The following is a 24416-nucleotide window of genomic DNA, read 5'->3' as shown; positions in this document are numbered from 1 at the left end:
TTTTTCTATCAGAGAAAGGCAAAAGGATTTTCTGCTATTCTCGGGGCTCGGGAAATTGGATAAAGGGCAACCACCGGGCCCGGGGGCCCGCCCGCGGAGAGCGACCGGGCGGACCTGCTGCGGGAGCAGCGGCTGGCCGATCCGGCCCTGGTCTTCGCCGGAGCGGTGCTGCCCCTGGCGTTCGCACTGGTCGTCGCGGAGGACTGGACGGCCGCGAGCCTGCGCGGTGCGCTGCCCGCACTGCTCTTCCTGGCCGCGCTGCTGACCGTCCACGCGCTGCCGCTGCTGTGGCGCCGGCGCGCGCCGTGGGCGGCTCTGCTCGGGGTGCTGGCCACGTCGTGGCTGTGGCCGCCGGCGGTCGCCCTGGGCGTCGTACCGGTGCGGGTGTCCGAGTTCTTCGACGCGGGGGCCCTCACCGAACTGCTGGCCGTGTACGCGATCGGGGTCTACGGCGGTGGCGCCGACCGTACCTGGCCGGCCTGGATCGTGTCGGCGGTGTCGCTCTCCTCGGTGCTGGTGGCGACGGCAGCCGTGGAGGGGAACCTGACGGGGGCGGGCTCGGTACGCCTCACCGCCGTGGTGGTGTTCGTGCCGCTGGCCGTGGTGACGGCCGGGGTGTTCGCCGCCCTGTGGGCTGCCGGGCTCGGCGTGCGCCGACGGCGCCTGCGGATCCTGGCCCTCGACGACCACGCGCTCACCGCCTCGCTGTGGCATGCGGAACGGGCGGCGGACGCCGAACGGTGGCGGCTGGCGGCGAAGTTGCGTGACGCGGTGCTGGAGCGCACGACCGTCCTGGTCGAACGGGCCCGGCAGGGACGGCTGGAGGAGGTGGCCGCCGAGGCCCGCGCGGCACTGACCGCCATGCGCGAACTCCTGCACGGCCTGAGCGCGCCGGAGCGGCGGGGCGGGGAGGAATAGGGATGCTTCGCGCCGCTTCTCTCCTTCTGGAGGCACCGCATGCCGCTGCCGTCGCACGGCTGGCACAAGAGCAGTCACAGCACCGAGACCGCGACGAGGCTTGTGTGGAGGTCCGCGTGCACTCGCCGGGCCGGGTCCTGGTCCGCGACACCAAGGACGGCGGCGCCAAGGACGGCGGCGCTAAGGGCGGCGGCGCCGAGGACGCCGGTCCGCGCGGCCTGGCCCTCTCCCCCGCGGTCTGGTCGGCGTTCCCCGCGTGATCGACGCCGCCTGCACCGGCCGACGCCTCTCGGCCCCGTGACCGTCCACGCCGTACGCCTGCGACCCTCCGGGGCGCAGTCCCCTCGAACGGGCCGGTATCGTACCGGTGTTGTTGGCGGTCCGGGTGAGTCCGGGCCCGTTTTGGAGGTGGCCCCGTCGTCACGCGTGTGATGGTCGTCGACGACCAGGCGGTGGTCCGTGCCGGCTTCGCCGCCATCGTGGACGCCGAGCCCGATCTGACCGTGGTCGCCGAAGCCGGGGACGGTGCGTCGGCCGTGGCGCTGGCCGCCGAGGAGCGGCCCGACCTGGTGCTGATGGACATCCGCATGCCCGGCATGGACGGCCTCACCGCGACCCGTCTCGTCACCGCGGCGCCGGACGGCCCGCGGGTGCTGGTGCTGACCACCTTCGACCTGGACGCCTACGTGTACGAGGCGTTGCGCGCCGGGGCGTCCGGTTTCCTGCTCAAGGACGCCCACCCCGAGGAACTGCTGTCCGCGATCCGGGTCGTCGCCGCCGGGGAGGGCATCCTCGCCCCGACCGTGACCCGCCGGCTGATCGACACCTTCGCGCAGGGCGCGCCACGGCCGCCCGCCGTCACCGGTGCGCTGTCCGCGCTCACGCCCCGCGAGAAGGAGGTCCTGCTGCACATCGCGGCGGGGCTGGCCAACGCCGAGATCGGCGCCGCGCTCGGGGTGACCACGGGCACGGTGAAGACCCATGTGAACGCCCTGCTGTCCAAGTTGGGCCTGCGCGACCGGGTGCAGGCCACGATCCTGGCCTACGAGAGCGGGCTGGTCCGGCCGAGGGGCACGGCCGACGCGTAGGCCCCTGACCCGACGCGTGGGCCTGTCCCGGGCGTGCGGTCGAGCGGCTCGTCCGACGCGCGGGCCCCTCCCCCGACGCGTAGGCCTGTCCCGGGCGTGCCGTCTAGCGGCTGATCCGACGCGCGGGCCCGACCGTGGCCCTGCCGGGGAAAGGCTTGCCGGCCGCCCTCACGCCGACCGCCGCCCGAGCGGACGCTCCAGCCGTTGGGCGTGCGGGGCGTCGGCCGGGAGTGAGCGGCTGCCGGGGAGTGAGCGGCTGCCGGGGTGGGCCTCGCCCGCCCCGGCCACGGCTCAGCCCACCTCGACGAGCAGGTCACCGCCCTCCACCTGCTGGATCCGGTTGATGGCCAGCCGGTTGACCCGGCCGCCCTGCGGGGCCGTGATGGTGGCCTCCATCTTCATCGCCTCGATGGTGGCGACCGTGGCGCCGGCCGCCACCTCGTCGCCCTCGGCGACCGCCAGCGTCACCACGCCCGCGAACGGCGCCGCGACATGACCGGGCTTGGACCGGTCGGCCTTCTCGGTGACCGGGATATCGGAGGCCGCCGCCTGGTCGCGGACCTGGACCGGCCTGAGCTGGCCATTCAGGGAGGACATCACGGTGCGCATGCCGCGCTCGTCGGCCTCGCCCACCGCCTGCAGTTCGATCAGCAGCCGCACGCCGGGTTCGAGGTCGACGGCGTACTCCTTGGCCGGGCGCAGTCCGTAGAAGAAGTCCTTGCTGTCCAGGACGCTGGTGTCGCCGTAGGCCTGGCGGTGGGTGTCGAAGTCGCGGGTCGGGCCGGGGAACAGCAGCCGGTTGAGGGTGGCGCGGGGGGTCTTCTCCAGTCCCTCCCGGTCCTCGGTGGTCAGCGCGGTCACGGGCTTGGCGGCGGCGCGGCCCTGGAGGGCCTTGGTGCGGAACGGCTCGGGCCAGCCGCCGGGCGGGGTGCCGAGTTCGCCGCGCAGGAACCCGATGACCGAGTCCGGGATGTCGTAGGTGTCGGGGTCGGCCTCGAAGTCCTGCGGGGACACGCCCGCGCCGACCAGGTGCAGGGCGAGGTCGCCCACCACCTTGGACGACGGGGTGACCTTCACCAGGCGGCCGAGGATGCGGTCGGCTGCGGCGTACATCGCCTCGATGTCCTCGAAGCGGTCACCGAGGCCGAGCGCCACGGCCTGGGTGCGCAGGTTGGACAGCTGTCCGCCGGGGATCTCGTGGTGGTAGACGCGGCCGGTGGGCGAGGCGAGGCCGGCTTCGAAGGGGGCGTAGATCCGGCGGACGCCCTCCCAGTACGGTTCGAGGTCGCCGACGGCCTGGAGGTCGAGCCCGGTGGGGCGGTCGGAGTGGTCGGTCGCGGCGACGAGCGCCGACAGGGAGGGCTGGGAGGTCGTCCCGGCCATGGAGGCCACGGCTCCGTCGACGGCGTCCACGCCGGCCTGGATGGCGGCGAGGTAGGTGGCGAGCTGGCCGCCCGCGGTGTCGTGGGTGTGCAGGTGCACCGGCAGGCCGAACTCGCGGCGCAGCGCGGTGACGAGGGTGGCGGCGGCGGGGGCGCGCAGCAGGCCCGCCATGTCCTTGACGGCCAGGACATGGGCGCCGGCCTCGACGATCTGCTCGGCCAGGCGCAGGTAGTAGTCGAGGGTGTAGAGGCGTTCGCCCGGGTCGGACAGGTCGGAGGTGTAGCAGAGGGCGACCTCGGCGATCGCGGTGCCCGTCGCGCGTACGGCGTCGATGGCGGGGCGCATCTGGCCGACGTCGTTGAGGGCGTCGAAGATGCGGAAGATGTCGATGCCGGTGGCGGCGGCCTCCTGCACGAAGGCGTCGGTGACCTCGGTGGGATACGGGGTGTAGCCGACGGTGTTGCGGCCGCGCAGCAGCATCTGGAGGCAGATGTTGGGGACGGCCTCGCGCAGGGCGGCCAGCCGCTCCCAGGGGTCCTCGGCGAGGAAGCGCAGCGCGACGTCGTAGGTGGCGCCGCCCCAGCACTCCAGGGAGAGCAGGTCGGGCAGGGTCCGGGCGACGGCGGGGGCCGCGGCGAGGAGGTCCTTGGTGCGCACGCGGGTGGCGAGGAGCGACTGGTGGGCGTCGCGGAAGGTGGTGTCGGTGACGCCGAGTGTCGGCGACTCCCGCAGCCACTGGGCGAAGCCCTCGGGGCCGAGGCCGACCAGTCGCTGCCGGGAGCCGGCGGGCGGCTCGCCCGCGGGCAGCGGGGGCAGTTTGGTCGTGGGGTCGATCAGGTCGGGCCGCTCGCCGTGCGGCTTGTTCACGGTGACGTCGGCGAGGTAGGTGAGCAGTTTGGTGCCGCGGTCGGCGGAGTGCCGGGCGGTCAGCAGGTGCGGGCGCTCCTCGATGAAGGAGGTGGTGACCCGCCCGGCCTGGAAGTCGGCGTCGTCCAGGACGGCCTGGAGGAAGGGGATGTTGGTGGCCACGCCGCGGATGCGGAACTCGGCGACGGCACGCCGGGCGCGGTTGATGGCGGTGGGGAAGTCCCGGCCCCGGCAGGTGAGTTTGACGAGCATCGAGTCGAAGTGCGCGCTGATGTCCGTACCGGCGTGGGTGGTTCCGCCGTCGAGGCGGATGCCGGAGCCGCCCGGGGAGCGGTAGGCGCTGATGCGGCCGGTGTCGGGACGGAAGCCGTTGGCGGGGTCCTCGGTGGTGATACGGCACTGCAGGGCCGCGCCGCGCAGGGTGACCGTGTCCTGGGACAGGCCGAGGTCGGCGAGGGTCTCGCCGGAGGCGATGCGCAGCTGGGCCTGGACGAGGTCGACGTCGGTGACCTCCTCGGTGACCGTGTGCTCGACCTGGATGCGCGGGTTCATCTCGATGAAGACGTGGTTGCCGTCGCGGTCGAGGAGGAACTCCACGGTGCCGGCGTTGCGGTAACCGATTTCGCGGGCGAAGCGGACGGCGTCGGCGCACATGCGGTCGCGCAGTTCGGGGGGCAGGTTCGGGGCGGGCGCCAGTTCGATGACCTTCTGGTGGCGGCGCTGGACCGAACAGTCGCGTTCGAAGAGGTGGATGACGTTGCCCTCGCCGTCGGCGAGGATCTGCACCTCGATGTGGCGCGGGTCGACGACGGCCTTCTCCAGGAAGACCGTGGGGTCACCGAAGGCCGACGCCGCCTCGCGGGACGCGGCCTCGATGGACTCGCGCAGCTGGGCGGGGTCCTCGACGCGCCGCATGCCGCGTCCGCCGCCGCCGGCGACCGCCTTGACGAAGACGGGGAAGCCGACGGTCTCGGCGGCCCGGACCAGTTCGTCGATGTCGTTGGAGGGCTGCGAGGAGCCGAGGACGGGGACTCCGGCGGCACGGGCCGCGGCGACCGCGCGGGCCTTGTTCCCGGTCAGTTCCAGGGTGCGGGCGTCGGGTCCGACGAAGGTGATGCCCGCCTCCTCGCAGGCCCGCGCCAGTTCGGGGTTCTCGGAGAGGAACCCGTAGCCGGGATAGACGGCGTCCGCGCCCGCCCGGCGCGCCGCGCCGACGATCTCCTCCACGGACAGGTACGCCCGGACCGGGTGTCCGGGCTCCCCGATCTCGTAGGCCTCGTCGGCCTTGAGCCGGTGCAGCGAGTTGCGGTCCTCGTGCGGGAACACCGCGACGGTGCGCGCGCCCAGCTCATAGCCGGCGCGGAACGCCCGGATCGCGATCTCACCACGGTTGGCGACCAGCACCTTGCGGAACATCCTGGATCCCTTCAGCCTGCCGGTGACGGGACCATGGTGTCGGTGCCGTCACCGGAGTGCCATGTGACTCGGGCCACTCACCCGTACGTTTCCCCCGTTTCCGGGCGAGCGGTGTGGTCGGGATGACCGGCGGTGCGGCGTGCTTCCTTCAGTTCCGCCTCGTAGAGGTGGTCCCTGCCCTCGGCCAGCTCGTCCACGGCAGCCCGCTCCAGTCGCCGGAACGAGCGGTAGTACGTGCGGTCGTAGGCCTCGACGATCTGGAACGTCCAGTGGCCGGGGATGACGTTGCGGCCGAGGATCTCCGTGGATACCTTCCCGGCCCACTCCTCGTGCCCGGCCTCGCGCAGCAGGGCGACCGCCTCGTCCAGCTGGAAGTCCGCGGTGCCGGTGAGCTGGTGGAAGGCGTAGAGGTGACCTCGGGCCCGCTCGGTCGTCTCCAGCGCCTTCGACAGCGCGCCCAGGGCCTTCACGGTGGCGTCGCTCATCCCTTCGGGACGGCGGTGGTCGCGGTCGGGTCCGTCTTCGTGCGTGTGCATGGTCTCGCCTGTCCCCCGGACCGGAACCGGATGTGCCCGGCCCGGTCCTGGTCGTCGGACTCGGTGGCGGGCCCGAGGGCCCGGCGCGGTCAGCCGGTGGCCATCCTCCGCAGGCCGTCGGGGCTTCCGTTGAACCGGTCGTGGTCGCCGACGGTGGGTCCGGTGGAGGTGTACTGCCAGAAGGTGTGGCGGGGCCAGCCGGCCGGGAGGGTGCCGGGAGTCGAGGCGTACCGGGCGATCCACAGGGGGTTCGTGGCGCCGAATCCGGCGTAGTTGCCGGTGCACTGCGTCCACCAGCTGGTGGCGGTGTAGATGACGGCGTCGCGGCCGGTGCGGGCCTTGTAGCGGCCGAGGAAGTTCGCGATCCAGGAGATCATCGAGGCCCGTGTCCTGCCGAAGCAGGCGTCGCCGTACGGGTTCCACTCGATGTCGAGGACACCGGGCAGCGTGGTGCCGTCGGGGGTCCAGCCGCCGCCGTGGTCGACGAAGTAGTCGGCCTGCGCGGCGCCGCCGGTCGTGTCCGGGGTCGCGAAGTGGTACGCGCCGCGGATCATGCCGACGGCGCGGGAACCGCTGTACTGCCGGCCGTAGTAGGGGTTGGTGTAGTAGGTCCCCTCGGTGGCCTTGGCGTAGGCCCAGGTCACTCCGGAGGCCCACAGGGTGGGCCAGGCGACCTCACGCTGGTGGCTGGAGACGTCGACGCCTTCTGGCTGGGCGGCTGCCGCCCGGGTGTCGGGGGAGCCGGTCCGGCCGTCGTGGAGGGCGACGCCCATGCCCATGCGGGCGGTGCCGCGGGCCGGGGTGCCGGGTGACTCGCCGGGGGACGGCGGGGATATCGGCTGGTGCAGGGACAGGAGTATGGACAGGGCGACCGGCAGGCCGGTCGCGTACAGACGCAGGCGGCCGAACGCCGCCGTCATGGGCCTTGGCATGCCTCCCATCTGATGTGCTGTCGCGGGTGCCCGCACCTTTTCGTCCCTCGGTCGGCCGCACCCCCGGGCCCTGCCGCCCGGGGGGTGCGAGCGCGACGCGGGAGGTCCCGCGGGACCTGCCGCCGGGTCAGTTCCGGTCGGCGTCCAGTAGCGTCTGCAAATGGACCATGCAGGGGGTGCAGTGGCGGTCGGTCGTGTTCGTGGCCGTCGCGCCGGTGGCGGTGACATCGGTGCCGCACAGGCTCGTCCCCTGGTGCGGGACCACCACATGCCACACATGCTCACCGCCACCCGACGCGAGGCCCACCTTCATCTCGTACACGGCTCGTCCCTTCTGTCGGGCGTGCCTCCAGAAGACCGTGCGGGCCGCCTCGCGTCCCGCCGGGGCGGGCCATTCGGGGGAGGCGGTAGCCCGACCGCCACGCCCGGGTGGCCGGGCGGCGCGGGCCATGGCAGGGTGCTCCGCGCACCCACGGGGCCGGCCGGACCTCAGCCGCAGGCGTCCCGGCGGACGGTGAGGGCGGCCACCTCGAAGGACATCTCGGTGACCTCCGGGTCGGGCGCCGGGTGGTAACGGCCCGCGCACACCGAGAGGTTGACGATGAGGTGGGCCTCCCAGTGCCGGCCCACGCCCCGCCGGTCGGCGAAGACCGTCGCGCCGTTCAGGGACCATACGACGTTTCGGGCGCCGAACTCGACGGCGAGGTCGATCCAGCCGCCGGGGCGGACGGCGTCGTCGCGGTGGTAGCGGTGGGTGCCGCGGACGTGGTTGGACAGTTCCAGCAGGTCCGGGTTGTCGGGGTGGTACTCGAAGACGTCGATCTCCTGGCCGCCGTCGAGCCAGGTCCAGATGGCGGGCCAGGCGCCGGTCTCGACGGGCAGCCGCACCGTGGCCTCCAGCCGGTCGCCGGTGCGGGCCGTGAAGCCCTCGTCGCTGCCCTCCGTGGTGAGCAGTCCGGTGTCCCAGAGGCCGTCGGCGCGCCGGGTGGCCCGGAAGGTGCCGGTGCGCGCGTAGGCGGGGTCGGCCACCAGGTGGTCGAGTTTGTCGTCGTCGGGGTTGACGGGCCCGCCCCCGGGATAGGCCCACGAGCGGCCCGCGACCCACTGGCGGGCCGAGGTGAAGTCGGCCCTGAAACAGACGTCGGTCACCGGCGTGCTCCTCACCCTCGCGCGTACCGTCACAGACGGTCTGCCCTTTGCACTCGCACTCACACGAAACCGGTCCGTACGCCACTCGGGTGAGGGACGCCGGGCTCGCACGGGTGCTCAACTCCCGTACGACAGAGCGGACTGCGGCGTGGTGCGCCAGCGGTTCTCGATGCGGAGCGCGCTACCCCACATCACCTTGTTCGACCTGTCGGACATCGTTCGAGATCTATTGACGCCGCGCCGATCGCCGTTTGACACTCTCGCAACACCACGTCACACAGCGGAAACGGCGGGCCGAACATGACGCACACCCCACGACATCGCAGCCACGCGAGACGGTGGGCGGCCCGCCTCGCCGGTCTGACCGCCGCCTCCCTGCTCCTGGGCCTCACCGGCACCACGACGTCCGCCCAGGCGGCGGAGAGCGCCGACATCACCGACGGACTCGTCCTGCGGTACGCGCTCGACGGGCCGGCCGGTGTCACCGACTCCTCCGGGCACGGCCGCGACGCCACCGTCCAGGGCACCGCCGACTGGTCCGCCGCGGGCCAGGGGCTCGCCTTCAACGGCTCGGACACCTACGTCAAGCTGCCCAACGACGTGCTGAAGGGCCTCGGCTCGGTCTCCGTGTCGATGGACGTACTCATCGACGCGGCCCAGAGCACCCCGTACTTCCTCTACGGCTTCGGCAACTCCAGCGGAGGCAACGGAAACGGTTACCTCTTCACCACCGGCAACTCCCTGCGCACGTCCATCGCGACCGGCAACTGGTCGACCGAGCAGACGACCAGGCCCGCCGACTCGCACAACCTGACCCGCGCGGCGTGGAAACACCTCACCTACACCCAGACCGGCAGCACGGGTGTGCTCTACGAGGACGGGCTGGAGGTCGCCCGCAACACGGCGGTCACCATCACCCCGGGCGCCATCGGCTCCGGCACCACCACCGCCAACGCGATAGGCAGGTCGGTCTACTCCGGCGACAAGCTGTTCAAGGGCAGGATGCGCGACTTCCGCGTGTACGACCGGGCGCTGGCCGGTTCCGAGGTCGAGCAGCTCGCGCTCCCCGTGGCCGTCCAGGGCGTCGCCGACGACAAGGCGGCCCTCAGCCTCGGGGACACCAGCGGTGTGACCGCCGATCTGGCCCTGCCGAAGACCGGCACGGCCGGCGGCTCGTCGATCAGCTGGAAGAGCGACGACACGGACGTGGTCTCCGACTCCGGCGCGGTGACCCGTCCCGCCGCCGGTGAACCGGACGGCCGGGCCACCCTCACGGCGACCCTGAAGAAGGGCACCGTCACCGACACGAAGACCTTCGAGGTCACGGTCCCGGCGGCCTTCGGCGACAAGACCGCCACCGAGCAGGCGGCAGAGGCGCTCACCGTCCGCAACCTCGACGACGTGCGCGGCAACCTCACGCTGCCCGCCACGGGCGCCCACGGCACGAAGGTCACCTGGTCCTCCGCGAACACCGGTGTCGTGGCCGACGACGGCAGGGTCCACCGCCCGGCGCACGGCGACGGCGCCACGACCGTCGAACTGACCGCGACCGTCACCAAGGGCGAGGCGCGGACCACCCGTGCCTTCACGGCGAAGGTGCCCGAACTGCCCGCGCCGCAGGCCTACAAGGGCTACATGTTCAGCTACTTCACCGGCGAGGGCACCTCGGACGGCGAGCAGCTCTACGCGGCCCTCAGCAAGGGCAACGACCCGTTGAACTGGCGGGAGCTGAACGACGGCAAGCCGGTCCTGACCTCCACACTCGGCGAGAAGGGCCTGCGCGACCCGTTCATCATCCGCTCCCCGGAGGGCGACAAGTTCTACCAGATCGCGACCGACCTGCGGATCTACGGCAACGGTGACTGGGACGCCTCCCAGCGCACCGGCAGCAAGTCCATCATGGTGTGGGAGTCCACCGACCTGGTGAACTGGACCGACCAGCGCCTGGTCAAGGTCTCCCCCGACTCGGCGGGCAACACCTGGGCCCCTGAGGCCTACTACGACGAGAAGCTCGGCGCGTACGTCGTCTTCTGGGCGTCGAAGCTGTACGCCAACGCCGACCACTCCGGCAACACGTACAACCGCATGATGTACGCGACGACCCGCGACTTCCACACCTTCAGCGAGCCCAAGGTCTGGATCGACCGCGGCTACTCGGTCATCGACTCCACGGTCATCCAGCACGACGGCACGTACTTCCGCCTGTCGAAGGACGAGCGCAACAACACGTCCGACACCCCCAACAGCAAGTTCATCTTCGAGGAGCGGAGCGACTCGCTCCTCGACACCTCCTGGACGGCCGTCGCCGAGGGCATCGGCAAGGGCGCGATGAGCGCCGCCGAAGGGCCGCTGGTGTTCAAGTCGAACACCGAGGACAAGTGGTACGCGTTCCTCGACGAGTTCGGCGGGCGCGGCTACATCCCCTTCGAGACGACGGACCTGGCCTCCGGCGTCTGGACCCCGTCCGCCGGCTACGACCTGCCGTCCAAGCCCCGGCACGGCACCGTGCTCCCGGTCACCCAGGCCGAGTACGACCGGCTGCTGAAGACGTACCAGCCGGACCAGATCGTCACGAGCGCCGAGGACGTCAAGGTCGGGACGCGCATCGGTGACGCCCCCGTCCTGCCCGCCACCGTCATCGCCGGGTACGCGGACGGCGCGAAGCGGCCCGTGGCGGTCACCTGGGAGGCCGTGGCCGAGTCGCAGTACGCGCAGGCCGGCACCTTCACCGTGAAGGGCGATCTGCCCGGCGACGCGGCGATCGAGGTCAGCGCCGAGGTCACGGTCTCCGCCGAGGGCCCGGACGTCCCGGCGGACCTGCTCCTGCGCTACGGCTTCGACGAGACCGGCGGCAGCATCGTCCGCGACTCCAGCGGCCACGGCTACCACGGCACCTACGTCCGTACGCCCGGCTTCGGGACCGGCGTGGACGGCGGCTCGTTCACGATGTCCGGCGGCTCCAGCAGCTCCGACTCGCCGTACGTGAAGATCCCCAACGGGGTGCTGAAGGGCGCGACCGCCGTCACCGTCTCCACGTACGTCAAGTGGAAGGGCGGCGACAACTTCCAGTGGCTGTTCGGGCTCGGCCCAGACAGCAACAAGTACCTCTTCGCCACCCCCTCCAACGGCGGCGGCAAGCTGTTCTCCGCGATCACCAAGGCCACCTGGTCAGGCGAGAAGCAGATGATCGGCGGCTCGAAGCTCACCGCGGGCGAGTGGAAGCACATCACCGTCACACTGGACGGCGCTACCGAGACGGCGGTCCTCTACGTGGACGGCGCCGAGGCGGCCCGCGTGAGCGGTGTCACCGTCAAGCCGTCCGAGCTGTACGACTCCGCCAAGGACTACTCGGGCTACATCGGCAGATCGATGTACGCACCGGACCCGTACTTCGCCGGCGAGGTCGACGACTTCCGGATCTACAACCGGGCCCTGACGCCCGCCGAGGTCCTGGAACTCAGCGGCAACACCACCGGTATCGCCGCGGCGACCCACCCGGCGCTCAAGACCGACGCGATCATCACCGACAAGGACAGCAAGATCGTCCTGCCCCTCACCGAGGGCAGTGACATCACCGCCCTGGCACCGGAGTTCACCCTGGCCCACGGCGCGGGCATCAGCCCCGCTTCCGGCACCCTGCACGACTTCACCGAGCCGGTGACGTACGAGGTCACGGGTTCGGACGGAGAGAAGCGCAGCTGGACCGTCTCTGCGGTGATCATGAAGAGCCCGGTGCTTCCCGGCCTCAACGCCGACCCGAACATCGTCCGCTTCGGTGACACCTTCTACCTCTACCCGACCACCGACGGCTTCGAGGGCTGGAGCGGTACGCAGTTCAAGGCGTACTCCTCGACCGACCTGGTCCACTGGAAGGACCACGGCGTCATCCTGGACCTGGGTCCGGACGTCTCCTGGGCGGACAGCAGGGCCTGGGCGCCGGCCATGGAGGAGCGCGACGGCAAGTACTACTTCTACTTCTGCGCCGACGCGAACATCGGTGTCGCGGTCTCCGACTCGCCCACCGGCCCGTTCAAGGACGCGCTCGGCAAGCCGCTGCTGAAGGCGGGCGACCACCGCGGTCAGATGATCGACCCGGCGGTCTTCACGGACGACGACGGCCAGGCGTACCTCTACTGGGGCAACGGCCGCGCCTACGTGGTGCCGCTCAACGACGACATGGTCTCCTTCGACGCCTCGAAGGTCACCGACATCACCCCGAGCGGCTACAACGAGGGCACCTTCGTCATCAAGCGCAAGGGCACCTACTACTTCATGTGGTCGGAGAACGACACACGTGACGAGAACTACCAGGTCGCCTACGCCACCGGCTCCTCGCCCACCGGTCCCTGGACCAAGCAGGGCGTGATCCTGGAGAAGGACCTCTCGCTCGGCATCAAGGGCCCCGGCCACCACTCGGTGGTCCACGTCCCGAACACCGACGACTGGTACATCGCCTACCACCGCTTCGCCATCCCGGGCGGTGACGGCACACACCGCGAAACGACCCTCGACAAGCTGGAGTTCGACGCCGACGGCCTGCTGAAGAAGGTCGTTCCCACGCTGGGGAGCATCGACCCGGTCACCGTCGTCCGCGCCGGCCCGGACGCCTCCGGCGAGGAAGGCGACAGGATCGAGCTGACCGGCACGCTCTCCGGCGCGGGCACCGCCCGGTGGACGGCCGCGAGCGGCGCGCCCTGCACCTTCGCGGAAGCCGAGTCGGCGAGGACCACCCTCACCTGCACCGACAACGGCACCTACGAGGTGACCCTGACCGGCGGCCGCAGCAGCGACTCGGCCACCGTGACCGTCACCAACGCGGCCCCGGAGATCGCCTCCGCGACCGGCCCGAAGTCCCCCGTGGCGGCGGGCAGGAGCACGACGGTCACGGCCAAGTTCAGTGACCCGGGCGCCGGTGACAAGCACACCTGCGAGACCGACTGGAAGGACGGCACCACGCCGACGGCCGGCAAGGTCACCGCCGCCGGCTGCCAGGCCGGGCACACCTACCGCAAGGCCGGCATCTTCCGCCCGGTGATCACCGTCACCGACGACGACGGCGCCTCGGACAGCACCACGCTCCCCGAGCTGATCGTGTACGACCGTGCCGCGGGCCCCGTGGCCGGCGCGGGCCTCGTGACCTCCCCCGCCGGTGCGTACCCGGCCGACGCGACGCTCGCCGGAAAGGCGGCCTTCTTCCTGGCCGCCGACTACCGTACGGGCGCCACCGCCCCGACCGGCCGGGTCACCTTCGACTTCGGCCCGGCCCGGCTGAAGTTCCGCTCCACGGGGCTCGACTGGCTGGTGGTCACGGGTTCCCGGGCCGTCCTGGAGGGCTCCGGAACCGTCGCCGGGACCGCCGGCTACGCCTTCCGCGTCACCGCCACGGACGCACCGGACACCTTCCGCATCAAGATCTGGAAGAAGTCCACGGGCGCCGTCGTGTACGACCTGACCGCCGCGGCGAAGGTGACGGGTGCCCTCACGGTCGGCAACCGGCACCGCTAGCCGCTCCCCGAGGACCCACCGGGTCCGCCGGAACAGAACGGGCCGCTCCACCGCTCCTGACAGCGGTGGAGCGGCCCGTTCGCGTCAGCCGGCCGCCAGCAGGGTCTCCAGCGCTCTCGCGGTCTGCGGGTGACCGCCGAGCAGTTCCGCGCCGCGCGGGGCCGCCGCCCCAAGGCTCGCCCAGGTGCCGTCGCAGCCGAGCAGCTCCGCGAGCGCGTCGCAGCTCGCCGGATGCGCGGCGAGCAGGGCGACACCACGAGCGCCACCGGTGTCCTGTCCCGGCCGGACGGCCGGGAGTTCTGGCGGGGCCAGCCACGGCGGAACCCAGGAGTCCAGCTCCGCCAGCCGGGCCGGGAAGACCCGGCCCGCCTCACGGATCAGCAGCGGGGCCAGCTCCGCGCCACCCGCCCGCAGGCTGGTGATCAGCGTCGGCAGCCAGGGCAGCAGGACCGGGTCCGGAAGCCGCGCGAAGGCGTTCGACACCGCCTCGACGACGAAGTCGGCCAGCCCCGGCACCGGCTCCAGCGCGTGCACGAACCCGCTGAGATAGCGCGGGTACGCGGGCACCACCAGCAGATTGCCCAGCAGCTCGTCGCAGCGGGCCCGCAGGTCCGTGCGGGACAGCGTGCCCAGGTGGGTCTGCGCCGCCCACAGCAGCGCCGTACGGGACGGCTCCTGCGGGTGGGACTGGGCGAGGGCAAGCTCAAGCTGCGTACGGTCGCAGCCGAGGGACAGGGCGAGGCCCTCCATGCCGAACAGGAAGCCCAGCATGGCCGCGACCTGCCGGACGGTGGCGTCCTCGTCGGTGAACGCCGTCGGCAGCAGGGTGCAGTAGTGCGCGTAGCCCGTCTTGACGAACGCCTCGATCCAGGGCGGCAGGACCGGCTCGCTCGTGCGGTAATACGCGAGCAGGCGGCGGACCCGGCGCAGCACCTCGGGTGCGCCGTCCACACTGCGCTCGCCCGCCAGGACCTCCAGGGCGCGGGTGCCCAGTTCGTCGGCGAGGCGACGGCTGCGCAGATGCAGGATGGCGTCCTCGACGGCCTCGAGCACCTGCGCCGCCGTGGCCTGCGGGGCGTACGCGGCACGCCGCAGCCGCTGCTCCAGGACCTGTTCGATGCTGACGCCCTCGTAGCCCAGCTCGATGAGGGCCCGCTGGTGGGTGCCGAGCGCCAGGTCCCAGGACTCCTGGATCGCGCGTTCCCCCAGGCGCCGGTCTCCCATGATCGGCCGGGCCGCCCCGTGCGGCAGCAGCCGCCGCAGCATCCACAGCACGTCGGAGCAGGCCTCCAGCTCCGGCCGGCCGGCGATGTCGAGCAGGGCGCGCTGTACGCCGCGCTGCTGGAGTCTCAGGTTCAGCGGGGCGAGCCGGTCGTGGACATCCCGGGCGAGGGGCGGCAGCGCGTCGTAACCGACCTGGCCGATCCGGTCGCCGCCCATCATGATCTCGACGAGCCGCGCGACGTCGCGCCGGCCCGGTACGGCCTCCTTCTCGATGCAGGTGACGGCCGCGTCCTGGAAGTCGTACGGCGTCGGGCGGACCCGGTCGCGCATCCCGGCCAGCAGGATCGACGTCTCGAACACGGCGATGGCGTCGGCGGTGGAGGCGAGGTAGCCGCCCCGGCGTGCGGCCCGCACGATGTCCACCGACCAGCCGAGCAGTTCGGCCTCGTCGAGGGGGTCGAGGGCGGGCGGCCGCTGGAGGAACCCGGTGAGCCGGTCGGCGGGCGGGGTGGTGGCGGGCAGCGCGGGCACGGCCGCCTTCCTCGGCCTGGTGCTCTTCTTCGTGCCGGCCTGTCCCGCCAGACGGTAGGGCCGCACTCCGGTCCGCTTGAGGTTCTTCGCCCATTCCGTCGCGGCGATGGACACCGACCCGGCGGCGAGGCCGAACTGCGCCTCGATCGCGGCGTGACTGGAGGGGATGAGCCCGTGCCTCCACGTGGTGGGGGTGGGCGGGCTGATGGTGAAGGTGTCGCTGCCCTCGACGCCGAACTCCTCGACGCGGCTGGCCGCGTGGAACGCGCCGCAGACGTAGAGGCAGTCGGCGGGGTCGGTGCCGGTGGCCGCGAGGTGTTCGCGCATCCGCGTCCACATGTACCGCTCGCGGTCCTCGTCGGCCCGGACCCGGCGCTCGTCGCCGGGTGCCAGGCGCCGGAAGAGGCTGCCGATGAGCAGCATGACCTGACGGTAGGTGTCGTGGTCGCTGCCGCCGAGGGGCAGTTCGACGTACTGGTGCCACCACTCCGACCAGTGCCGCACCCGGCCGTGGCGCAGCAGGTGCTCCTCCAGTTCGGCGAAGCGGGGGCGCAGGTCGCCGATGTCGACGCCGACCGCGTCGCCGTGCAGGGCGCTCTCCTCGTCGGCGGGCGGGGTGTCCGGGCCGGGGTCCGCGGCGGGTGAGGTCTCCCACTGGAAGACGTGGTCCGACGAGCGGTCGACGAGGACGAGGTCGACGCCCGGGGTGTCGAGGGCGTACGCGATGGCCTGGTACTCGGCGGAGGCCTCGGTGACCGGCGCGACGACGGACAGCGGCGCCCATTCGGCGGGGAAGCCGTCGATCTCGGAGGCGAACGCCTGCACCGCCACCGGGAGGCGGCAGTTGCGCAGTTCGGTGAGGAGGGGCGCCATGTCCTCGCACAGCTCCAGGTAGACCACCTTCGGCTGCTTCTCGCGGAGCCGGCGGGCCATGGCGAGCGCGGAGGCCGGGGAGTGGTGGCAGACCGGGAAGATCTCCAGGGGCTCGCGCACCGCGCGCTCGACGTCGTCGACGATGCCCCGCAGGATGCCTTCGAGGGCGCCGGGGCCGTCGGCGAACGCGGTCGCCGCGTCCTGGAGCTGGGTGCGCAGGGCGGTGAAGGTGCCCTCGGGCGGGGTGGTCATGACAGGGTCGCGATCGCGTCGCGGCCGCCCTCCAGGAACTCCGGCCAGGAGCCCCCCTCCTCCTTGCTGCGCGGCTCGACGACGCCGTGCAGGTACTTGTTGAGGATGGCGAGGTCCTCCGGTTCGCGGCGGGCGAGGGAACCGACCAGGGAGGAGGCGAGGGCGTGCGCGGTCAGGGCGCGTTCGCCGAAGAAGTTGCTGTGCAGGATGGCGTCCTCCAGTACGCCGATCTGCTCGGCCGTCGACAGCGCGGACTCCAGCTTCTCGTCGTCGCCGGCCGCCGCGGAGGCGGAGGCGCGCAGGTCGGCGAAGCTCTGCAGCAGCACGTCCAGCAGGGTGGGCGGGACGTCCAGTTCGATCTGGTGGCGGCGCAGGAGTTCCTCGGTGCGGAAGCGGACGATCTCCGCCTCGCTCTTCTTGTTCGTCACGACCGGGATGCGCACGAAGTTGAAGCGGCGCTTGAGGGCGGAGGACAGGTCGTTGACGCCCCGGTCGCGGCTGTTGGCGGTGGCGATGACGGAGAAGCCCGGCTGGGCGAACACGATGTTGTCGCTGTCGAGTTCGGGCACCGAGATGTACTTCTCGGACAGGATGGAGATCAGGGCGTCCTGGACGTCGCTGGTGGAGCGGGTGAGTTCCTCGACGCGGCCGATCGTGCCGGTCTCCATCGCGGTCATGATCGGTGAGGGGATCATCGACTCACGGGACTGGCCCTTGGCGATCACCATGGACACGTTCCACGAGTACTTGATGTGGTCCTCGGTGGTGCCGGCCGTGCCCTGCACGACCTGGGTGGAGTTGCGGCAGATCGCGGCGGCCAGCAGCTCGGCCAGCCAGCTCTTGCCGGTGCCGGGGTCGCCGATGAGGAGCAGGCCGCGGTCGGAGGCCAGGGTGACGATGGCCCGCTCGACGATGCTGCGGTCGCCGAACCACTTCTGCGCGACGTCCCGGCCGAGACCGTCGGCGCGCTCGGAACCCAGGACGAACAGCCGGACCATCTTCGGCGACAGCCGCCAGGAGAACGGCTTGGGGCCGTCGTCGACCGACTCCAGCCAGTCCAGTTCCTCGGCGTACTTGATCTCGGCGGGGGCGCGCAACAGGTCGGACATCGACAGGCCTTTCTACGGCAAGGGCGAGAGGGACGGGGTGAGAAGGAGCGAGCGCGGGCCGGCGTCTCAGGTGAGGAACGTCTTCAGCTCGTGCACGAGTTTGCGTATGTGGCCGGAGAGCACCGGCGTGCCGAGGTCCTTGAAGCGTTCCCGGAACCAGGGGTTGACGCTGCCGCGGCCCGAGCTGGTCACCGAGCCGACGGGGATGAACTTGACGCCGGAGCGGTGCAGGGCGGCCATCTGGTCGTAGAGGGGCTCGCCGCGCCACTCGTAGAAGTCGGAGATCCACACCACGACGGTGTTGCGCGGCTCGGCGATCTTCGGCTGGGCGAGAGCCATGGCGACGGTGCCGTCGGTGCCGCCGCCGAGGTTGGTGCGCAGCAGGGTCTCGAAGGGGTCGTGCACCCACGGGGTGAGGTCGAGCGCCTGGGTGTCGTACGCGATGAGGTGGACGTCGACCTTGGGCAGTCCGGCGAAGATCGAGGCGAGGATGGTGCAGTTGACCATGGAGTCGACCATCGAGCCGGACTGGTCCACCACGACGACGAGCCGCTGGGGTGTCGTCCTGCGGGCGGTGTGGCGGTAGTAGAGGCGGTCGACGTAGAGCCGCTCCTCCTGCGGGCTGTAGTTGGTGAGGTTCTTCCAGATGGTGCGGTCGAGGTCGAGGTTGCGGAACACCCGCTTCGGCGGGACGGACCGGTCGATGGCGCCGACCGTGGCCTTCTCGACCTGGGTGCGCAGCACTTCGGCGACCTCGTCGACGAAGCGGCGGATCAGCGCCTTGGCGTTGGCAAGTGCGACGCCGGACAGGTTGTTCTTGTCGCGCAGCAGTTGCTCGATGAGCGACATGCTCGGGGTGAGCCGGGCGGCGAGCGCGGGATCGGCGAGCACCTCGCGCAGGTGCATCCGCTTGACCAGGTCGCCTTCGAGAGCGCCGAGTTCGGGTCCGATCCGGGGGATCAGCCGGCTGAGGTCGGGTGTCCCGCCGTTGCCGCCCGTGCCGGTCGGGCCGACGCCCCGGGCGCCGCCCGTCCTGCCGCCGCGCAGGTCACCGGGTGTGCAGCCGAGTGCTCGCTCCAGCCAGCCGGCGTCGGACTGCCAGCGGGCCAGCTGTCCGGCGCTGACGGCTCCGGTGCCGGTGGAGAAGACGTTGAGCAGCACCTTGGAGACGAGGGCGGCCCGCCGCACCTCGGCGGGGCGGTCACGGGCGTCATCGACGTCGGTGTCCGCGTCGGGCTCGGGGACCATCAGGCCGTCGAACTCGGCGGCCAGTTCGGGGTGGCGCTGCACGATGGAGTCGACGGAGGCCCCGGGGTCCAGCAGGGCGGGCGGCAGGCCGATGTCCTCGACGACGGCGAGGCTCGCGGACTCCAGCGCGGCCTGCTCCTCCGGGTCGAAGAGGCGGGCGAGGAGCCGCCAGTAGAGGGCCTGCCGGCGGTTGTCGTGGGGGTCCGCCTTCGCGCCCGGCCCGGCCGGGCGGGCATCGGTGGTCTCGGGCTCGTTCATTTGCGCAGCAGCCTTCCCGCCCGCTCCCGCAGGACGGTCACGGCGTCCGTGGCGGCCTTCTCCGCCTTGACGCCGGTCTTGTCGGTGGTGCCGCCCGCCCAGGCGCCCGCCTGGAGGGCCACCGTCTTCTTGCGCACCGTGGTCTCGACGGCGAGCGGCTGGACGTGGAACGCGCCGTCGTCCCAGCGCAGCAGGCCGATGCAGGCACGGGAGGCGGCCACCGCCTCCGGGGTGAGTGGACCGGCAGCCGGGATCCGGTCGGAGTCCACGACGAGGGAGTGTCCGGCGAAGCCGAAGGTGAGGGGGGATTCGCCGTCCTGCCGGGTGGTGTAACCCTCCAGGAACACCGGTTCGGCGAGGCGCGTGGTGTGGCGGTCCAGGGGTGCGGTGGACGGGGCCGTGGCGGCGGGGAGGGCGACGCGTGCGGTGGCGAAGGCGTCGGCGGGTTCGCCCGTACGGGCCCGGTCGTCGTCCCAGATCAGGTCGCCGTCCTCGGTGAGGGGCATGTCGGTGAGCTGCATGGACCGGCCTTCACCGAGGGCCATGAGGAGCGGCAGGTGCGGGCGCAGCAGCTGCCAGACGCCGGCCGCGACGACGGTGTCCGGCTTGGGCACGGAGACGCTCGCCCGCACCAGGCGGGGCGCGCCGCCGTCCGCGGGCTCGAACACCGCGTGGACCTGGGCCTGTGCGGCCGTCGCGTGCTCGTGCAGGTCGACGCCGAGGGGAAGCAGGCGGCCGGTGACGGGGGCGGCCGGCCGGGGTGCGGTGGCGCCGGGCCGGGTCAGGAGCAGGGCGCGCGCCCACAGGTCGCCCCAGCGGCGGGCGGGAAAGCGGTCCAGGGAGGCGCCGGGGCAGGAGGCGGCGAGTTCGGCGGCGAAGCCGTCGAGCAGCGTGGCCAGTCGGCGCAGGGCGGGGTCGGGCAGCATCGCGGAGACGATCTGGGCGGCGGAGCCGACGAGTTCGTGGTCGATGCCCTGCCAGCCGGCGCGGGCCAGGTCGGCGAGCCAGGTCCGGGCGGCCAGCAGGAGGTTGACGGTCTGTCGCTGGTCCGGGGCGGTGGTGGAGGCCTCACCCCGGGGGCGGCCCGTGCTCTCGTCGACACGGGCCGTCAGGGCGTCGTGCGCGGCGCCCAGCAGCGCCGTGCGGGCGGCGGCGAGGGCGAGGAAGTGGTCTTCGCCCGCTGCTCCGGCCGCGGCCTTCTCGACGGCTTCCGCGGCCCGCGCGGCCAGCGGCGAACCGGCCACCGCGTGGGCGAGTTCCGTCAGGTCGGCGACGCGGGCGGACTGCGGACGCAACAGGCCGGCGACGAGGGCCCGGTCGAAGGCGTCGACCGCCGCGAGGGCCTCGCCGAGGCCGTCGACGGGCGTGGTCAGCGGGTCCGCGGACCGCCCCTCGGTGACCGGCGCCTCGGTGACCGGCGCCTCGGTGACCGGCTCCGCCGCCTGCGGGGGCACTCCGGCGGCGGTCGCCGTCCTGGTCGGCGGAAACCACTGCATCTCCGGCAACGGGGCGGTGGTGGGCGCCAGTTCGAGGTAGGCGAGGTGCCGCAGGAACCGGCTGAAGACGGACGCCGCCGCGGTCTTGCCGTCGGCCGGGGCGGGCCGGGTGGCCGTCATGGCGTCGGTGATCCCAGGGACCGTGGCCTGCCCGCCGGTCGGCTCGACGCGCAGGTAGCGGGCGACGCGCTCGGCGCCGTACTGCAGGACGGACTCGGTGATCAGGGCGCGGATGTGGTTGCAGAACGAACCCCGGGCGCCGCCGCAGGGGCGGTTGTTGTTGGTGCTGCACGCGAACGCGTAGGTCCCGGCGGCCACCGAGGAGACGTACACGCGCTCGATGTCCGAGCCGCTGGAGACGACGCCCTGGAGGCGTCCGTCGGCCAGTTCGACGAAGGGGACCTTGGCGAGTTTGCGGGGCCGCGCGGGCGGCACCACCCGGGCCGTGCTCGACTTCTCCCAGTCCGACAACGCACCATCTCCTTTGCAGCACAAAGCCCGGTCGCGCCAGGTCGGCGCAGCACAGGGGGGCTGTCGCACCGGAGTCGGTGCGACAAGAACGAAGCTACCGGTGACCACTGACAACGCCCGGCGCGCTGTTCGCGCCGGGCGTTCGTGGACGGGGTGAGGAAGCGAGCACCCGCGTGAGGTGGGCCTGCTGACGGGCCGGCAGGCGGCGGAGCAGGGGCTGCGAACCCGGGTGCCGCGTCGTGCGTGGTGTCAGGCCCTGGGCCAGTCGCGGTAGGGGATACGGGCGAGTTCGCGGACCTCGCCGATGGTGCCCCACTCGTCGCCGCCGAGCCGGGACAGTGGCCGCAGCCGGCGGATGTCGGGCCGGCCGTCGACGACGGCGTCCTCGTGCACGGCGGCGTGCACGACCTGGCCGAGAACCAGGGTGGAGTTGCCGATGCCCAGGGTCGAGTGGAGCCGGCATTCGAGCGCGACCGGGGAGGCGGCCACGCGGGGCGGACCCACGACGAGCGAGGGCTCCCGTTCGATGCCGACGGCGTCGAACTCGTCCACCTCGGCGGGGAAGTCGACCGCGCTGGCGTTGATCTGCTCGAAGAGCGGTTCGGGGGCGAGGTTGACGACGAACTCGCCGGTGGCCTCGATGTTGCGCAGCGAGTCCTTGCGTCCCACGGAGGTGAACTGGACGATCGGCGGATCGGTGCAGGCGACGGTGAAGAACGAATGCGGCGCCAGGTTCGCGGTCGTGCCGTCGGCCGCCAGGGTGGACACCCAGGCGATGGGCCGGGGCACGACGACGGAGGTGAGGAGCCGGTAGAAGGCTCCGGCGCCCAGGCTCTTTGGGGCGTAGTCGATGCGCATGGCCCAGTTCTACCGGACCGACCGGGCGGGGAGGCCGTGGCCCCTGGCCCGGGCGGAGGTGACACTCGCGCCGGTGAGCGGGTGAGGCGACGGCCGTCGCCTCACCCCGTCACTCGTCGACGGGACCGGCCCGCTCCCACGGCGCTGCGGTAGGCCGCTCGGTCATTCGTCGACGGGATCGCTCCGCTCTCCCACCTCCCTCGCCTCCCCCGCCGGGGAGGCGGAGCGGATCCTGGCGACGGCCGCCGCGACCTGTTCCTGCACGGCCTCCGCGGGCGGGTCTCCCTGCACCGCGCCGACGAGGTCGTCGGCGAGGTGGTGCAGCTTGGTGTTGGTGTGCTGGGAGGCGTCGACCAGGACCCGCCACGCGTCCTGGGCGCTCAGGGCGAAGGAAGCCATCAGGATGCCGCGGGCGAGGTCGATCACCGGGCGGGTCTGCATGGCCCGTCGCAGCTGGACGACCTCGACGCGCGGATCCATTTCCCGGCCGCCGTCGCCCGGCGGCTCGGGGTCGGGGGCGTCGTCGTCACGGTGGGGGTCGGGGTCGGTACCGGCGAACAGCGCGGCGGTGCCGGTCAGGTCGAGGAGCCGTTCGACCACCGGGGCCGCCGAGCGGATGACGACGGGCCGGCCCTGCCGCAGACCCCGCTCGCGCAGTTGCAGCAGGACGTTCAGGGTGGCGCAGTCGCAGAACGTGACCCCGCCGAGGTCCAGTTCCACGGCACCGACGGCCGCGGCCAGCGCCGCCCGCAGCGCGTGCTCCAGCTGCCCGGCGCATTCCAGGTCCAGCTCACCGTCGATCTTCACCGTCACCCGCTCGCCCTCCACGCGAAGGGCGATCCCGGGCAGCGGCCGGGGGTGCGGCGCGCCGCTCACCCCGGCCCGCAGGCCGCCCGCCCCCGCGCCGCGTTCCGCGTCGTACGCAGGCTCTCCCATGACCGCCTCCCCGGTCACTCGCCTCACCGTCCCAGGCTCGCTCTGATACCCATCATGCGTCAACCAATACACGAAATATAGTTCAGGTCTTTGTATACGTGAACCTCAGGCCGTATCATCGCCCCATGGAAGCAGTGCCCGAATCGCACACCGGATGGACGTTCCTGACGAACCACGCCCGCGTACTGGCGGTCATCGCGGACAACCAGACCGCCCGGATCCGGGACATCGCCGTGCGCTGCCGGCTGACGGAACGCTCCGTCCAGAAGATCATCGCCGACCTCGAGCAGGACGGCTATCTGTCCCACACCCGGGAGGGGCGCGGCAACATCTACCGGATCGAGCCGGGCAAGGTACTGCGCCACCCGGCCGAGGCGGGACTGACGGTGGCGGCCCTGCTCTCCCTGCTCGACCAGGACGAGGCGGCCCGCGCCCGCCACCCCGAGCCGGACACCGACGCGGACGCGGACACACCGGATCCGCGTCGTGAGCACGACGGCCAGGCGCACCGGTCAAGTCGGTCCGGTCCAAACGCGATCGCGGTGAAGAGAGACCAAGGTCACGAATACGTATCGGACATTTAAGGCCTCAATCTTCACACCAGCCACACAAGTTGGTTAGGTTGACGTAAGGCCGCACGACCGACTCCGGCGAACCCCGCCGGCCGCGCGACCTCCGCCGAGTCCGTGACAGCAGTGCCGCGGCCGGAGCCGGGACCGTCCATCCCCGGGGTGAGATGCTCAACCGCCCGACGGGGCGGGGAGCTTGGGAGTACCTTGCTGCAAGGACCGCTCCCGGATCCACCGCCCACTCGGCCGGCGGAGCACGGAAGGAGTACGTCTTCCATGGCGACGGATCGCACCACGCTCCCCACAGGGACAGGTTCCGCACGCATCGAGGACGCCGGCGCACCGAGCCGTGCGGAGATCCAGCAGCGGGTCAGCGCCCTGTACGACCGGGCCGAGACCGACACCGGGACCTTCAACGCCACGCGCGCCAGGTCGGGCGGAGGCGGTCGGCGGACCGTGAACTCCGTCGCCAACAGCGGGCGCGCGGCGGCCGATCCCGCGCTGGAGGCCGTGACCCGTCAGTGGTTCGAGATGGCGCGCAGCCGGGTCGGACCGACGACTCCCGCCAGCCTCCCCGTCGACCGCGGGCCCGACCGTCCGGCCATCGCCCCGCCCCCGCGGAGCACCCCGGAGCCGGCGGCGGGCGGCCGGCGTGAACTGGAGGCGGGCGGCCGACGCGCGCCGGAGCTGACCGGGCGGGCCGTGGCCGCGCTGCCGGCGGCCGCCGAGGCCCCGCCGCAGGAGCCCAGGGCGCTGATGCCGGCCCCGGCCGCCACGCCCGGCCCGGCCCCTTCCCC

At 72.2% G+C, this 24416-nt stretch carries 15 protein-coding genes and 3 pseudogenes; 6 read left to right on the top strand and 12 right to left on the bottom strand.

Annotated elements, in window-relative coordinates:
* The first annotated feature begins 165 nt into the window (after positions 1-165).
* From P1P75_RS23765 to P1P75_RS23755, 3 genes are all read left to right on the top strand, one after another.
* Complete coding sequence (locus P1P75_RS23765) at positions 166-918, top strand: hypothetical protein (RefSeq protein ID WP_319258591.1); 753 nt, start codon at positions 166-168, stop codon at positions 916-918.
* 116 nt (positions 919-1034) lie between these two features.
* Complete coding sequence (locus P1P75_RS23760) at positions 1035-1178, top strand: hypothetical protein (protein ID WP_319258589.1); 144 nt, start codon at positions 1035-1037, stop codon at positions 1176-1178.
* A 171-nt stretch (positions 1179-1349) separates the two neighbouring features.
* Positions 1350-2006 (top strand): response regulator transcription factor, encoded by a 657-nt coding sequence (locus P1P75_RS23755; protein WP_319258595.1) that lies wholly within the window; start codon positions 1350-1352, stop codon positions 2004-2006.
* A gap of 291 nt (positions 2007-2297) precedes the next feature.
* Here P1P75_RS23755 and P1P75_RS23750 read toward each other — a convergent pair whose 3' ends face one another.
* From P1P75_RS23750 to P1P75_RS23730, 5 genes are all read right to left on the bottom strand, one after another.
* Positions 2298-5672 (bottom strand): pyruvate carboxylase, encoded by a 3375-nt coding sequence (locus P1P75_RS23750; protein WP_319258587.1) that lies wholly within the window; start codon positions 5670-5672, stop codon positions 2298-2300.
* Positions 5673-5749: 77 nt separating this feature from the next.
* Positions 5750-6208: a hypothetical protein gene (locus P1P75_RS23745; RefSeq protein ID WP_319258585.1), complete on the bottom strand. Its 459-nt coding sequence runs from the start codon at positions 6206-6208 to the stop codon at positions 5750-5752.
* Positions 6209-6297: 89 nt separating this feature from the next.
* Entirely contained in the window at positions 6298-7128 is an 831-nt protein-coding gene (locus P1P75_RS23740) for a lysozyme (RefSeq protein WP_319258583.1), read from the bottom strand.
* Positions 7129-7267: 139 nt separating this feature from the next.
* Positions 7268-7462, bottom strand: a complete 195-nt coding sequence (locus tag P1P75_RS23735) for a hypothetical protein (protein ID WP_319258581.1) — start codon at positions 7460-7462, stop codon at positions 7268-7270.
* 167 nt (positions 7463-7629) lie between these two features.
* Positions 7630-8289 (bottom strand): family 16 glycosylhydrolase, encoded by a 660-nt coding sequence (locus P1P75_RS23730; RefSeq protein ID WP_319258579.1) that lies wholly within the window; start codon positions 8287-8289, stop codon positions 7630-7632.
* A gap of 300 nt (positions 8290-8589) precedes the next feature.
* On the opposite strand from P1P75_RS23730, the gene P1P75_RS23725 reads away from it, so the two are divergent.
* A complete protein-coding gene (locus tag P1P75_RS23725; RefSeq protein WP_319258577.1) occupies positions 8590-13794 on the top strand; it encodes a family 43 glycosylhydrolase in 5205 nt (1734 codons plus the stop codon).
* 84 nt (positions 13795-13878) lie between these two features.
* Here P1P75_RS23725 and P1P75_RS23720 read toward each other — a convergent pair whose 3' ends face one another.
* The 7 genes and pseudogenes from P1P75_RS23720 to P1P75_RS23690 all read right to left on the bottom strand — a co-directional run bounded on the left by P1P75_RS23720 (position 13879) and on the right by P1P75_RS23690 (position 23050).
* On the bottom strand, positions 13879-16674 hold the full coding sequence (locus P1P75_RS23720; protein ID WP_319258575.1) for a hypothetical protein: 2796 nt from the start codon (positions 16672-16674) through the stop codon (positions 13879-13881).
* A complete protein-coding gene (locus tag P1P75_RS23715) occupies positions 16671-17783 on the bottom strand; it encodes an AAA family ATPase (RefSeq protein ID WP_319258573.1) in 1113 nt (370 codons plus the stop codon). The genes P1P75_RS23720 and P1P75_RS23715 overlap by 4 nt, the downstream gene beginning before the upstream one ends.
* 66 nt (positions 17784-17849) lie before the next feature.
* Positions 17850-19289, bottom strand: coding sequence for a VWA domain-containing protein (locus P1P75_RS23710; RefSeq protein ID WP_319258571.1), 1440 nt, complete (start codon positions 19287-19289; stop codon positions 17850-17852).
* Positions 19286-20662, bottom strand: coding sequence for a hypothetical protein (locus P1P75_RS23705; RefSeq protein ID WP_319258593.1), 1377 nt, complete (start codon positions 20660-20662; stop codon positions 19286-19288). The genes P1P75_RS23710 and P1P75_RS23705 overlap by 4 nt, the downstream gene beginning before the upstream one ends.
* Positions 20663-20761: 99 nt before the next feature.
* A pseudogene (locus tag P1P75_RS23700) lies at positions 20762-21256 on the bottom strand (hypothetical protein); the annotation flags it as partial.
* Positions 21257-21505: 249 nt separating this feature from the next.
* Entirely contained in the window at positions 21506-22114 is a 609-nt protein-coding gene (locus tag P1P75_RS23695) for a flavin reductase family protein (RefSeq protein WP_319258569.1), read from the bottom strand.
* A 162-nt stretch (positions 22115-22276) separates the two neighbouring features.
* Positions 22277-23050: an ANTAR domain-containing protein gene (locus P1P75_RS23690; RefSeq protein WP_319258567.1), complete on the bottom strand. Its 774-nt coding sequence runs from the start codon at positions 23048-23050 to the stop codon at positions 22277-22279.
* A gap of 125 nt (positions 23051-23175) precedes the next feature.
* Between P1P75_RS23690 and P1P75_RS23685 the strand changes: the two are divergent.
* Both P1P75_RS23685 and P1P75_RS23680 read left to right on the top strand, forming a co-directional pair.
* Positions 23176-23472: pseudogene (locus P1P75_RS23685) on the top strand (helix-turn-helix transcriptional regulator); the annotation flags it as partial.
* 423 nt (positions 23473-23895) lie between these two features.
* Positions 23896-24416, top strand: a pseudogene (locus tag P1P75_RS23680) (peptidoglycan endopeptidase); the annotation flags it as partial.

This window comes from Streptomyces sp. ID05-39B (genome assembly GCF_033794725.1).
GTDB classification, from domain to species: domain Bacteria; phylum Actinomycetota; class Actinomycetes; order Streptomycetales; family Streptomycetaceae; genus Streptomyces; species Streptomyces bobili.
The sequence above is the reverse complement of the archived record's forward strand: the minus strand, read 5'-3'. Positions and strand labels throughout refer to the sequence as shown.